Origin of the sequence: Alteromonas gracilis (assembly GCF_043642145.1) — a bacterium.
In the GTDB taxonomy this organism is placed as follows: Bacteria; Pseudomonadota; Gammaproteobacteria; order Enterobacterales; family Alteromonadaceae; genus Alteromonas; species Alteromonas gracilis_B.
In genome coordinates this window covers 259,151-273,161 of the sequence record NZ_JBHZRZ010000001.1, presented here as the reverse complement: position 1 = coordinate 273,161, position 14,011 = coordinate 259,151, and the positions used below count along the sequence as shown (strand labels likewise).

The following is a 14,011-nucleotide window of genomic DNA, read 5'->3' as shown; positions in this document are numbered from 1 at the left end:
TTTTAACAACCCATATTATCGTATGGCTGACCAGAGATCCTAACGAAAGGCTGCGTATATGACTAGGTTTTATCAAAAAAGTTTACGCGATAGTAGGCATTAGGCGAAGAAACCGTGATATTGCCTGCTGAATGACACATTACCGCCACAATCCCGTTGATTTTATGAGCAAGCGCAACGTATCAATCTACACAATGTATCAGCCGTTTGCTTTTACTTACACGTAAGTTAATGCAAATGATTAAATTTGTTTTTGGGGGCGTGATTATGCACAAAGGTTGATAATCGGCATGTTTCAAGATTGAAAACTAAGGCACGATTACATGGTTTGGGTGATGGCGTACGCGTTCGGATAACCATTCTGTTTAAGTTGTTCAAGTACTTCTGTTACTACGGCCTCGTCATGGATGGGACCTAACTGAAGCTTGTAAACATCATCAGTAACCGGTAAGTGAGCCGGGATTTGATACAACGCAGATAAAACATTGGAAATAGATTTTGCTTTTTCTGCATTCGAAAGCGCTGCAACTTGAATGTAGATTGCATCGCTTGCTGTATTTTTGCTCGCAGTAGCGTTGCCACTTTTTTCTATCTGAGGTGCTCGCGTCGAAGCGGTCATCTCGGTAGGCGGCACAACTGCAATACCTAAATATTCGTCGTAAGTCACAGTAGGGTCGTTACCTACTGTGACGTTGTTTTGTTCGTCAAAATGAATGACTTCTAGCTTTACTTTTGTCGTGCCTTTGCTGTGATAACCTAGCTTTACCGCTGCTGCATAAGAAAGGTCTATAATCCGATCATCGTGAAAAGGGCCACGGTCGTTTACACGAACAATTGCTTGCTTGTTGTTTTCCAAATTTGTAACTCGCACATAAGAAGGCAGAGGTAATGTTTTATGTGCGGCGCTCATAGCGAACATATTGTAAGTTTCGCCGTTGGAGGTCAAATGACCATGAAACTTCTGACCATACCAGCTGGCGTAACCCACTTCCTCAAATCCCTTGCCGCTGTCGATTGGCGTGTAGTGTTTGCCCAATACTGTGTAGGGGCGGCTATTAAACATGCGGTACGCTTCGTACTTTGGCACAGCGTCTAATGTCTCAGGCTTTTTCGCAATGTGTTTTGGAGCAGAGTCTTTATGTTGGGTATAGCGGCCTGATGGCGATGGTGCACTTTGGCAACCCGCTATTGTCAATATAATAAAAGCGATAGACCCTAAGTGATAGCATTGTCTATTTGAATAATTCGCGTTTTGTAAACCAAGTACCGAAAGAAGGCGCTGCAACATACAAGTTATCTAGACATTAAACGTTTTTGAGTGGCAATGGCCATAAGAATGCCAAAACCTGCCATTAAAGTCACCATAGAAGTTCCACCAAAACTTACCAAGGGCAGCGGAACTCCAACTACGGGCAGTAAACCGGAAACCATGCCCATATTTACAAATACATAAACAAAGAAGGTTAGGGTGATACTGCCTCCGAGCAGTTTCGCATAGGCATCTTGAGCGCGGCTTGAAATGATAAGGCCACGTAAAATAATGAAGATGTAAATTGCCATTAAACAAATGACACCAGTAAGACCGAATTCCTCACTAAAAACTGAGAAAATAAAGTCGGTGTGACGTTCTGGCAAGAACTCCAGTTGAGACTGTGTACCTTGTAGCCAGCCCTTGCCTTCTACGCCGCCCGAGCCAATGGCAATTTTAGATTGAATAATATGATAACCAGAGCCTAACGGGTCGCTCTCTGGGTTTAAGAAAGTAAGAACACGCTGCTTTTGGTAATCTTTCATTAAGAAAAACCACATTACAGGAGCAAATGCCCCCACAAGCGCCCCCACGATTGAAATCAAGCGCCAGCTCATGCCCGCAAGAAATATGGCGAAAATACCTGAGCTGGCGATAAGTAAAGACGTGCCCAAATCTGGTTGTTTGGCTATTAAAATGGTCGGTACTACCACCAACGCAAATCCGAAGACAATATGGTTGGTGCGAGGGGGCATGGTAAATTTGCTAATATACCAGGCGACCATCATTGGAACCGCAAGCTTCATTAGCTCAGACGGCTGGAAGCGGATAAAGCCCAAATCAAGCCAGCGCTGTGCGCCTTTGCCCATGTCACCAAATAACAGAACGGCGATGAGCATAAGCAGTCCTCCCACGTAAGCATAGGTTGAGAAGAACCTGAATATGCCAAGAGGCAACTGCGCTAGCCCAAACATTACGACAAAGCTGAAACCCAGTCGAATAAACTGGCGTTCCATTTGTTCCATATCTTGACCAGACGCCGAATAAAGTGTGAATAATCCCACGCAGCTAAGCGCAAGAAGACCTATTAGCAACCAACCATCAATATGAATGCGCTGTAAAAAGCTTATTTTATTAGGGTTTAAGGTGGTTCTTTTCACTGCGCGACCCCTAACTTAATATCATCTTGTGACGTTTCTGTGTTTACAGTTTCGAAAACGCGATCTCTGAAATAGAAGTCCATTATTTGACGTGCAACGGGCGCAGCGTTTTTACTGCCACCTCCCACGTTTTCTAGCACTACTGTTACTGATATTTCAGGGTTGTTGAAAGGGGCGAAACCCACGTACATGGCGTTGTCACGAAGGCGCTCATCAATTTTGTCGGCATCGTACTTTTCATTCTGACCAACGGTAAACAGCTGTGCTGTTCCTGTTTTACCCGCTGAGTCGTAGGGGGTGTCGGCAAAAGCGTGTCGTGCTCCACCTTCTTCACCACTCACCACATCGCGCATAGCATTTAAAATGACGTCGAGATTTTTCTTATTCTTTATATCAACGGGGCGAAGTGACTTAAGCGCAATGAGATCAACTGTGCTGTCTGTATTCATGTAACCGCGAATAATTTGTGGGATATATCGCTCACCTGCGTTAATCAACGTATTTACTGATGTATTAAGCTGAACTGGCGTAGTCGTCCAATAGCTTTGGCCAATGCCAACGGGAATAGTGTCGCCAATGTACCAAGGCTGATTAAATCGGGCGCGCTTCCACCCTCTACTGGGCATATTCGCGTCTGACTCTTCATACAAATCGATACCAGTAAAATCACCGAACCCAAACTCATACATTGACTCACTAATTTTATCAATGCCAAGCTTGTAAGCTAAATCGTAATAGTAAGTATCGCAGGAAACCTCTATGGCCTTTGACACGTCAACCTTGCCATGGCCCCAGCGTCGCCAGTCTCGCCAAACGTGTGAAACGTTGGGTAGTTTGTAGCGCCCATTGTCGGTAATCGTGTAGTCTTCAGTAATAATACCTTCTTCTAACCCAACTAAGCCTAAATGCGGCTTAACGGTAGAGGCGGGCGGGTATTGGCCTTGTGTAGCCCGGTTAATGAGAGGGCGGTCGGGAGAATTCAACAGTGCAGAATAGTTTTTGCTGCTGATACCATGAACAAATAAATTAGGGTCGTACCCAGGATTAGAGTACAAGGCTAGTACACCGCCTGTTTTAACATCGGTTACGACAATAGCCCCTCGCATACCTTCAATGATGCGTTGTGCTTCTAACTGAAGTTCTAAATCTAAATTGAGCACAATGTCTTTGCCAGGCGTAGGGGGCTCAACACTTAACACGCGAATGATGCGTCCTTGGTTGTTTACCTCTACTTGCTGATACCCCACCTTTCCGTGCAGTAATTCTTCGTGATATTTTTCAATACCCAGTTTACCGATATCATGGGTTGCTGCGTAGTTGTCCTCTTGACCCGCTTCTACCAGTTTCTGCAAATCCCGTTTGTTTATGCGTGCTACGTAGCCAAGTGCATGGGTTAGGGTGTCTTTGTAAGGGTAGTGCCGAGCAAGACGTGCTTCAATTTGAACGCCAGGGAATTTGTGCTTACTTGCAGAAAACAGCGCGACTTCTTCTTCACTTAATTGAGTGCGAAGGGCCACAGGTTTGAATCGGCGCGTACCTTTTAACGTAGACTGAAATCGCTCAAGCTCATCAGAGGTGATCCCCATTAACTCGGTCAAATCTGTTAGGGTTTGAGAGATATCATCTACTTGCTCTGGAATAACTTCCAAGCTAAAAACTGGGCGGTTTTCGGCCAGCAACACTCCATTTCGGTCGTAGATGAGGCCTCGGTTAGGCGCAATAGGTAGCACCTTGATGCGGTTTCCGTTAGACCTCGTTTGATAATCATCGAACTGTGTGACCTGCAAGGAGTAAAGATTATTCAGCACAATACCTAGCATGAATACAACAATGATAAAAGCAATGGTTGCGCGGCGGGCAAATAAATTTGCCTCTGCGGAATGATCGCGTATTGCCTGTCGTTTTCGTTGCACTGACGTCCTTTGCATTAGCTTAGCTTCACCTTACTCACGATGATAAGGGTGGTTTTGGGTAACAGACCAAGCGCGGTAAAGGCTTTCAGTAAGAATAATTCTGACTAGGGGGTGGGGAAGTGTAAGTGCTGATAGCGACCATTTTTGTTCTGAAGCTGCGATACATTCAGGAGCTAGCCCTTCTGGACCGCCAATAAGGAGGCTAACGTCACGCCCGTCCATTTTCCAATTATCTAGTTGCTTTGCAAGCGTGGGCGTGTCCCAAGGTTTGCCAGTAACTTCTAGCGTCACAATTCGATTGCCTTTAGGAATAGCAGCAAGCATTTGCTCACCTTCCTTCTCTAAAATGCGTTTAATGTCGGCATTCTTACCACGTTTTCCAGCAGGAATTTCCGTAAATGAGACAGGCATGTCGCTCGGAAATCGGCGAATAAACTCTTCTACACCCGTATTGACCCAGTTTGGCATTTTTGTTCCAACTGCGACGATTTGTATACGCACTTTTCTTTCCCTTACCGCAGGATTTCTTATTTTATTCTTACAATAAAGGCCATACACACTAGGGTATGGCCTTTATTGACCGTGATACAGCTTCTCACTTACCTATTTTAGAAGAAACTACGACCACAGTTTTTCTAATTGATAGAAATCACGAGTTTCATCTTGCATAACGTGCAAAATGACATCGCCAAAATCTACAAGTACCCACTCGCCAGTTTCCTTACCTTCAACACTTCCAGGTGCGTGTCCCGCTTTTTTTGCTTCAACCATTACATTTTCAGCAATAGAAGATACGTGACGTTTTGAGTTACCTGAGCAGATAATCATAGTATCGGTAATACTTGATTTGCCGCGAACGTCTAGTTCTACTACATCGCGGCCTTTCATATCGTCTATTTTGTCTTTAACAAACTGTTTGAGCTGTTGACTCTCCAAGAGTTTTCCTCACTTACTTAACTTTTATATAACTGATGTTCGTTTATGTATCTCAGCACACTCTCATCCAACCACGTTTTGGCGATGGGAGTGCCTGAACTGTTTTGTTTACCGCTACATCCAGCGGGTTGTTCACTTGAAATTACATTACGAATTTCAGTAGATGAAACACTATAGAGTGGCGTGTTGGTTAACACTACATGCCCTGCAGGCTCTTTGTGAATAACGCTTTTATCGTTAGCCATATGACTATCTAGCCAAGCTTGTATCGCGGGAGGCGGCGAAAATTTTTCATCGTCTCTGCGCATAACCACTAAGTGACAATAATCGAGTAGTCTGTCCCACTCGTACCATTTATCTAGATTATACAGCGAATCTGCCCCAATGAAAAAACAGATTGTGTCATCACTTTTTTCTTTCAGTGCGCGCAACGTTTTCACTGTATAAGAAGGAGATGGTAATGCTAATTCAACCAACTCTGGAATAAGTCTGTCATTCGATTGGGCGCAAAGTTCAATCATTTTAACGCGGTGCACCTCAGATACGCCGACGGATTTGTGCGGTGCCAGTTTGCAAGGCATTAAATGCACTTCCCGTACGCCAATCTCATCAGCAGCATGCAGGGCAGCACCAATATGCCCATTATGAGGCGGGTTGAATGTGCCGCCTAAAATTGCTCGAATTTTCCCGTTAGACCTATTGTCCTGCGTAGTAATCTGCGAACAAGAAGAGGAGAATTGAGAAGGAGTTGTTTGGCCCATTGAATGTAGCCCTTTACGCTTGCAACAACGGAATTTCGCGTAGATCTATCCCCATAAACATCATGCAAAGATGACACACTTCAACATAGGGGCGAGCAATTACATTTTGCTTAAAGGCATGGTCTGACTGGGTTAGCGCCTTTTGAATATCTTCTAATTGAGTAAGACTAAGGCGGTTCAAAGCACTTTGATAAAAGCCTTGTCTGTTTCGCCATATACCAAACTTCTGCCATTGAATAGGCGTACCGCTTTGCTGTGCAAGCTTAAGCTTCCAAAGCTGTTCCCACTCGCGGATTAGCGCCCAAATGATAATGTTGGGTTCTAGACCTTCACTTTCTAAACGGTAAAGCATCTTTATACAGCGAGTGCTATCTCCGCTTAGCATTACATCAACCAGTTGAAACACGTTAAAACGCGACTGATCGACCATGGCTTGCTCTATTTGCTCATCTGAAACCGACTGTTGAGGGTAAAGCAAAGCAAGCTTATCAATTTCTTGTTTTGCAGCGAGCATGTTGCCTTCACAAAAATCGGCAATCATTTTTGCACCAGATGTAGAAACTGAAAGTTGATGCGCTTTCAGTTGTTGGTTTAACCATGCGCTAAGCTGCTTGCCTTCTAGTGGATAGCACAGCACCGACGCGCCGATATCATCGAGCACTTTAAACCACTTTCCACGCTGAACGTCTTTGCCAATTTTAGGACCATGCACAAGCAATAGAATGTCTGGATTAAGTGACGCGGCAACTTCTTGAAGCATCTTGCTGCCTTCGGCACCCGGCTTTCCGGTAGGTAATTCTAGTTCAATAAACTGTTGGCTAGAAAACAGCGACATGCTTTGGGTCGCTTCAATGAGTTGGTTCCAGTTAAACCCAGTTTCAGCGACCAACACAGTGCGCTCTTCAAACCCATTGGCTTTAGCTTTTGCGCGAATTTGCTCAATAACCTCGAACTTCTGTTGAGGTTCATCTCCAAATACCAAATAGCAGGGACGAAGCGCCTTTGCTATGTCTTGGTTAAACTGGTTAGGATAAATTTGCATGCACTGTTTTCGTCATTGTACGGTAGAAACAGGCGCATTCTGCGCTGCAACCGACTGACTAGAGAGACGCCTAACCATGATATCGGCAGCTTCATCTCGCATTTCGCTTAACATAAGGTCAAGCTCACGAGACTTTGCCAGTACTTGGTCAGGGTCGTCCTGATAATCGCGTACTACTTCAAACTGTACCATTTGCGCTTCTTTATCGGGGAACTGAACACGATAACGCACTACATAAATAAGCTCATATTCTGCTACCTGACCTGAAGGATAAACAGACAATAGCTGACGTTCCATTTTCTCAGGAAGCAGGTAAATGTTTATGTGTTGTTTTGATGTCTTGCTTTTATCTGCGCTAACACTGTTTAGGCCGTAAACATTTAGGCGTTTATCGAGTGCACGCGCCAAAGGCGCGTGGGCTCTAGCACTTTCAATGGCAACTGTATTTATATTGTCTGGCAGGCTAGGGCTGCTTCTTAAATGAAAACCACAGCCAGTAACCAAAACGGTTGCGAACACAGCAACTGCAAATTGTAAGTGCTTTTTCATAACGTTCTGACCTAGTTAGCGACAATGTTTACAAGCTTGCCAGGAACAACAATTACTTTGCGAATGGTTTTACCTTCTGTAAATTGTTGTACGTTGGGTTGCTCTTTCGCTGACGCTTCAATGGCCTCTTTGCTTGCATCTGCAGCAATCGTCATTTTAGCGCGAACTTTTCCATTAACCTGAACAATGATCAGCTTTTCATCTTCCACTAACGCGTCTTTATCAGCCTGCGGCCACGGCGCCAAATCGATATCTTCGCTGTGACCTAATACCTTCCAAAGCTCATGTGCAATGTGCGGCGTGATAGGGTTAAGAAGCAACAAGATAGACTCGCACGCTTCGCGCATAATGGCGATGTCTTGTGCGTTTTCTTGTGGTGCTTTTTGCAGATGGTTCAATAGTTCCATCACCGCAGCTACAGCCGTATTAAAGGTTTGACGACGACCTAAGTCGTCAGACACTTTTTCAATGGTTTTGTGTACTTCACGGCGAAGAGCCTGTTGATCTTTAGATAGTGCCTTAACGTCAATCGCTTCAGGTGTACCTTTTTCAACGTGTTCGGTTACCAGCTTCCAAATTCGGCGTAAGAAGCGGTTTGCACCCTCAACGCCAGAATCTACCCACTCAAGCGTTTGCTCTGGTGGCGCTGCGAACATGGTAAATAGACGCACAGTGTCAGCGCCGTATTGGTCGATAACTTCTTGTGGGTCGATACCGTTATTTTTCGACTTGGACATTTTCGTCATACCGCCGTGAATCACTTCTTCACCATCGGCAGTTAACCACGCCTTTACAATACGGCCTTTGTCATCTTTTTCAGTACTAACTTCGGTTGGCGAGAACCATGTTTTCTTTCCAGACGCGTCTTCACGGTAGTATGAGTCTGCTAATACCATACCTTGACATAGCAAGCGCTTAAACGGCTCATCAGAATTCACTAAGCCTTCGTCGCGAAGCAGCTTGTGGAAGAAACGAGAATAAAGCAGGTGCAAAATAGCGTGCTCTATACCACCGATATACTGGTCTACTGGCAGCCAGTAGTTTGCTGAAGTAGGGTCTAGCATGGCGTCTTGGTTTGTAGCGCTTGAGTAGCGGGCGTAGTACCACGAAGACTCCATAAACGTATCGAAGGTGTCGGTTTCTCGTAAAGCAGGCTCGCCGTTAAACATGGTTTTAGCCCACTCAGGGTCAGCTTTAATCGGCGATGTTACGCCATTCATTTCTACGTCTTCAGGCAGAACTACAGGTAGTTGGTCAGCAGGAACAGGAACTGACTCACCGTTTTCCAAATTCAACATTGGAATAGGCGCGCCCCAGTAACGCTGACGGCTAACACCCCAATCGCGTAGGCGGTAGTTTACTTTACGTTTACCGCAGCCTTTGCTTTCTAGTTCATCCGCAATACCGTTAAAAGCGGCATCAAAATCATGCCCGTCGAACTTGTCAGAATTAATTAAGCTGCCTTTTTCTGTATAAGCAGAAGCCGACAAATCACAGTTCTCTTCATCACCAGCATTTGGCGCAATCACTTGCTTAATGGGTAGATCGTACTTTGTCGCAAACTCCCAGTCGCGCTGGTCGTGGCCCGGAACTGCCATTACCGCACCTGAGCCGTAGTCCATTAGTACAAAGTTGGCGACCCAGATTGGAAGCTTTTCACCAGTAAGTGGATGAATGACTTCTAAGCCTGTTGCACAACCTTTTTTCTCCATTGTCGCCAATTCTGCTTCAGCTACTTTGGTATTTTTACATTCTTCAACAAACGCCGCTAAATCAGGGTTCGACTGTGCAGCAAACTCCGCAAGTGGATGCTGCGCCGCTACTGCTACGTAAGTTACACCGTAAAAAGTATCTGGACGGGTTGTGTAAACGGTTAAATCGGAAATGTCGTTAACCGCTGACGCTAAATCGAAGGTAATTTCTACACCTTCTGAACGGCCAATCCAGTTTGCTTGCATGGCGCGTACTTGATCAGGCCATTCTTCAAGCTGTTCAAGATCTTGCAATAGCTCTTCAGCATAGTCGGTAATCTTGATAAACCACTGAGGAATTTCTTTTTGCTCAACTAGAGCACCAGAGCGCCAACCGCGACCGTCAATAACCTGCTCATTAGCCAAAACGGTTTGGTCGACAGGATCCCAGTTAACGGTAGAGTTTTTCTTATACACTAAACCTTTTTCATAAAGGCGAGTGAAGAACCATTGTTCCCAACGGTAGTAATCTGATTTACACGTTGTAACTTCGCGGTCCCAGTCGTAACCGAAGCCTAAAGAGCGAAGTTGGTTTTTCATGTAATCGATATTCGAATATGTCCATTTCGCAGGCGCAGTGTTGTTGTTAATGGCTGCGTTTTCTGCTGGTAAGCCGAAAGCATCCCAACCCATAGGCTGCAATACGTTTTTACCCTGCATGCGCTGAAAGCGACTGATTACATCGCCAATTGTGTAGTTGCGCACATGACCCATGTGAAGTCGGCCACTCGGATAAGGGAACATTGACAGGCAGTAGAATTTTTCTTTTTCTACGTCGTCATTAGCTTTGAAAGATTGATTGTCTTCCCAGTATTGCTGAACGCGTTGTTCAATTTCTTTCGGGTTGTACTGATTATCGGCCATGAAACTTAGGCTTCCGCATTAATAGTTAAAACGTTTATGGGTTGGTACGACGCACATTTTTTTGCATATTTGCGTGTTTGCCGCGCGCGGGTTTTCCCCCACCCAACATACATATAGCCCACTAGAATAACCCAGCGCTAAGCAATGCCTCAATAGCTTAATACTGAACAAGTCGAATTTTATTGTTGCTTGCGCGAAAAGTGAGCGCTTAGTAAGTAAACTGGAGCTAAATAACGTGATCTTGGCAATTTATAGTCCTAACATTTCTACATTTAGAACAGATTTAATTTTTATCGCTAAACGCGGTCAGTGATTTAAGTTGTTGGCTTTGCACTTTATCAACCACATTAACCAATTTGGTTGCGTCATCAATAGATGCCTTTTTACCATTAAAGTGGATATTTCCCGATGCATTATAAGTAAGTGTTACTCGTGTTTTCGATGACATTACGCGGTCATCGCCGGTTTTAGTTGCAGCGCTATCTTCAATGGTACTGAACTCCCAAATGAGCGCGCCTGTTAGTCCCATTTCTTGAAGTGGTCCAAGCCCCCCGGTCATCACTACTTTTTTGTTTGGTTCAATTAAACTTACTTGCATGTGTACCGCACTTGCGACGTCTGTGGTTTCGCAAAAGCAGCCGCCAGCCTGCTCATCGATTCTAAGTGTACCCTTCCACCACGTATGATCTTTTGGCCACCACATATCAACATGTTGAATAAAATTCGAATAAACGACTTCTACTGGCATCTGACTTTCGCTAACGTTCGATATGGAAAACCCCGAATTGTCAGCGTAATTGACTTTGGCCATAGTAGCCGAGGAATAGGCTGCGCCCAATAATGTTAAGAGTAAACATGCAGCTCGAGAGTTTGTACCTGTCATCATTTATTAGCCTGTTTTCATTTTTGTTGTTGTTTGTTAAACGCTTTTGGCAGTATGAACCAAAATGTTGCCACTGCCAAAGTGCACATGCGAAGCCTCTATTATACGACCGCATTTACTTGCACATTAGTTTGCAAGTGAAGGGGCACGGCAAACATTCATATTAATTTGCTTCTTACTAACACCCGACTCATTCCTCCTATTCATCGCACCTTAAATCATCATATTTTGAAAGAGGTGGTTGTTTGTTGGTCAGTTAATAGCGCAAAGGCACCTTATTACCGATAAGCATTTGACACTAATGCTAATTAGGGTTTCACTTAACTAAAGAAACAAACATAGAACAGACATGTCTGTAGACAGTAAATTATATGCGTTAGATGTAGACGCCTTATCGCCCACCATCAATCGCCGTGCAATTAATAGCGCGTTAAAAGATGATGAAGCACTCAATGCAACCTTTATCGGGCAAGAGCGCGCTCGCGAAGCGCTAACGTTTGGTTTAGGAATTAACACAAAAGGGTACAACCTTTATGTTATGGGTGAACCTGCTACCGGGCGCTTTACCTTAGTAAAGGACTACATTGAGCGCCAAGTAGCTCAACTTCCCGCGCCTGACGATTGTTGTTACATCAACAATTTTGATGAAGAGCGCGAACCGGTCGCACTTAAGTTTTCACCGGGCGGTGGAAAAGCCTTTCATAAAGACATGGCCGCACTTATCGACGATGTGCTGGACTCTTTGCCAATTGCGTTTGATAACCCAGGCTATCAGCGTCGCCGCGCGTCCATTTCACGAGAATTTGAACAAAAATACGATGCAGCAATTGATGCGGTTGAGCGCTATGCACAAGCCAACGATGTTGCGCTGTATGAAGAAGGTGGGGCAATCACGTTCTCGCCCATTGTGAATGGTAAACCCTTAAATGATACAGAGTTTGCATCGCTTAGTGATGCTCAAAGAGAGAGCTTTTATTCGCTAATTGATGAACTTGAAAACCGACTAAGTGAAAATTTATTAAGCCTACCTACATGGAAGCGCGAAAATTCAGAGCGACTTCGTGAGCTTGATAAAAAAACCGCAGAGCAGGGAATAAAGCCGTTACTAAAAGTACTTGAACATAAGTACGCATCTGAACTTGGAGTAATGAAGTATCTTAAGCAGCTTAAAACTGCTTTGGTCAACGCCATCTTGGTTATTCACAGTGAAGAACAAAAAGAAGAAAAAAGCGACGACTTCGACAAGAAGGTATTTTTAGAAGAGCAATTTCTTCCTAATGTGCTGGTATCGAATAAGCTTGATGATGCTGCGCCTGTTATTTACGAGCCAAACCCCACTTATCAAAATTTGTTTGGTAAAATTGAGTACACGAATATTCACGGCAGTGTGTTCACCAATTACAGAATGATTCAGCCAGGGGCACTTCACCGCGCGAACGGTGGTTACCTTCTATTAGACGTAGACCAACTTATAGAACAACCTTTCGTGTGGGATACCCTTAAGCTTGCTATTAAGTCTCAGCGCCTGCGTATGGACTTACCGCAGCAAGACGTAGGTATGGTGAATAATATTACGCTTAACCCTCAGCCAATTGACTTAAGTGTGAAAATTGTTTTGTTGGGCTCGCGCGACCTTTATTACACGCTGCAAGATTACGACGATGAATTCGATGAATTGTTTAGGGTGTTGGTCGATTTCGATTTAGAAATCCCTGTTACACGCCAAGCGCTTTTCGACTTTGTGGGCAAAGTAAGGGCGCATTTATCCCAGTTGGGGCTAAACGGTATCACAGCCAATGCAATGTGCCGACTTGTAGAATATTCGTTAAGAATGGCTGAACATAAAGAGAAACTCTCTGCGCATTTCGCTGAAGTGATAGAGTTAGTTAATGAAGCCTACTACTTTTGCAAAAAGACCAATGCCGATACGCTAGAGCTTGACCACTTAAAAACAGCGCTTAGCGCGAAAAAACGTCGCACCGGACGCGTTAGCCAAACCCTGCTTAACGACATTAAAGAAGGGCATGTACTCATTGCCACTGAAGGTAAAGCCGTGGGAAAAGTGAATGGATTGACTGTTCTTGATATTGGCGACACAGCATTTGGTACCCCTGCGCGTATTACCTCTACTGTGTTTGCTGGGGCGAGCGGCGTTGTCGACATCGAAAGAGAAGTAGAGTTAGGTCAGCCTATCCATTCGAAAGGCGTAATGTTGCTTAACGGGTACTTAGGTAATAAGTATGCTCAACACTTTCCGTTAACACTCTCTGCGAATATTGCGTTGGAACAGTCATACGGACACATTGACGGCGACAGTGCATCGCTGGGTGAATTAGTGGCTCTTATTTCAGCACTCACTGAAATTCCTTGTTTACAAACTTTGGCGATCACTGGGTCTATCAACCAATATGGTGAAGTACAAGCTGTAGGGGGCGTGAATGAGAAGATAGAAGGCTTCTTCGATTTGTGTCAGCACCGCGGATTAACGGGAACGCAAGGCGTCATTATTCCTAAATCAAATGCCATTAATTTGGTATTGGATGCAACGGTAATAGATGCAGTAAAGAAAGGGCTATTCCATATTTACACTGTTGAGACCGTTGATGATGCGTTAACCATTTTAATGGAACAGGAGGCGGGTAAAATCAGCAGCAAAGGTCGCTACCCTAAAAATTCTATTAATTATCATGCGGTGAACCGTTTATACAATATAGCGTTAATTGTAAACGGCGGAGAAGGCGAATAGATAGAAACCGAAGCGCGTACTCGTAATGTCGACTCGCGCTTTTTGATTGCTTATGCAAAATATCTCTAAGCACTAATTTATTGCTGCCGCAATCGGACAACGTGTTTTTCAGAAAAGCGCGGGCGCTCGAAATAACCCAACGTCAAAAGTAGATATT

At 44.5% G+C, this 14,011-nt stretch carries 11 protein-coding genes; 1 reads left to right on the top strand and 10 read right to left on the bottom strand.

Features of this window, described 5'->3' with window-relative positions; genetic code table 11:
- Positions 1 to 319: 319 nt before the first annotated feature.
- The 10 genes from ACHUFN_RS01165 to ACHUFN_RS01120 form a co-directional block, all read right to left on the bottom strand.
- The gene (locus tag ACHUFN_RS01165; protein WP_394220456.1) at positions 320 to 1,288 is read right to left on the bottom strand and encodes a septal ring lytic transglycosylase RlpA family protein; all 969 of its coding nucleotides are present in this window, start codon (positions 1,286 to 1,288) and stop codon (positions 320 to 322) included.
- A gap of 5 nt (positions 1,289 to 1,293) precedes the next feature.
- Positions 1,294 to 2,409, bottom strand: coding sequence for a rod shape-determining protein RodA (rodA, locus tag ACHUFN_RS01160; RefSeq protein ID WP_394220455.1), 1,116 nt, complete (start codon positions 2,407 to 2,409; stop codon positions 1,294 to 1,296).
- Positions 2,406 to 4,322 (bottom strand): penicillin-binding protein 2, encoded by a 1,917-nt coding sequence (mrdA, locus tag ACHUFN_RS01155; protein ID WP_394220454.1) that lies wholly within the window; start codon positions 4,320 to 4,322, stop codon positions 2,406 to 2,408. The genes rodA and mrdA overlap by 4 nt, the downstream gene beginning before the upstream one ends.
- 30 nt (positions 4,323 to 4,352) lie before the next feature.
- Entirely contained in the window at positions 4,353 to 4,823 is a 471-nt protein-coding gene (gene rlmH / locus ACHUFN_RS01150) for a 23S rRNA (pseudouridine(1915)-N(3))-methyltransferase RlmH (protein ID WP_394220452.1), read from the bottom strand.
- A gap of 117 nt (positions 4,824 to 4,940) precedes the next feature.
- Positions 4,941 to 5,258 (bottom strand): ribosome silencing factor, encoded by a 318-nt coding sequence (gene rsfS / locus ACHUFN_RS01145; RefSeq protein ID WP_014998244.1) that lies wholly within the window; start codon positions 5,256 to 5,258, stop codon positions 4,941 to 4,943.
- A gap of 17 nt (positions 5,259 to 5,275) precedes the next feature.
- Complete coding sequence (gene nadD, locus ACHUFN_RS01140) at positions 5,276 to 6,019, bottom strand: nicotinate (nicotinamide) nucleotide adenylyltransferase (RefSeq protein ID WP_394220451.1); 744 nt, start codon at positions 6,017 to 6,019, stop codon at positions 5,276 to 5,278.
- Between the two features lie 13 nt (positions 6,020 to 6,032).
- On the bottom strand, positions 6,033 to 7,061 hold the full coding sequence (gene holA, locus ACHUFN_RS01135; RefSeq protein WP_394220450.1) for a DNA polymerase III subunit delta: 1,029 nt from the start codon (positions 7,059 to 7,061) through the stop codon (positions 6,033 to 6,035).
- Between the two features lie 12 nt (positions 7,062 to 7,073).
- Complete coding sequence (locus ACHUFN_RS01130; RefSeq protein WP_394220449.1) at positions 7,074 to 7,610, bottom strand: LPS-assembly lipoprotein LptE; 537 nt, start codon at positions 7,608 to 7,610, stop codon at positions 7,074 to 7,076.
- Between the two features lie 11 nt (positions 7,611 to 7,621).
- Positions 7,622 to 10,225: a leucine--tRNA ligase gene (gene leuS / locus ACHUFN_RS01125; RefSeq protein WP_394220448.1), complete on the bottom strand. Its 2,604-nt coding sequence runs from the start codon at positions 10,223 to 10,225 to the stop codon at positions 7,622 to 7,624.
- Between the two features lie 283 nt (positions 10,226 to 10,508).
- On the bottom strand, positions 10,509 to 11,111 hold the full coding sequence (locus tag ACHUFN_RS01120) for a hypothetical protein (protein WP_394220447.1): 603 nt from the start codon (positions 11,109 to 11,111) through the stop codon (positions 10,509 to 10,511).
- A 346-nt stretch (positions 11,112 to 11,457) separates the two neighbouring features.
- On the opposite strand from ACHUFN_RS01120, the gene ACHUFN_RS01115 reads away from it, so the two are divergent.
- Positions 11,458 to 13,854, top strand: coding sequence for a Lon protease family protein (locus tag ACHUFN_RS01115; RefSeq protein ID WP_394220446.1), 2,397 nt, complete (start codon positions 11,458 to 11,460; stop codon positions 13,852 to 13,854).
- Positions 13,855 to 14,011: the final 157 nt, after the last annotated feature.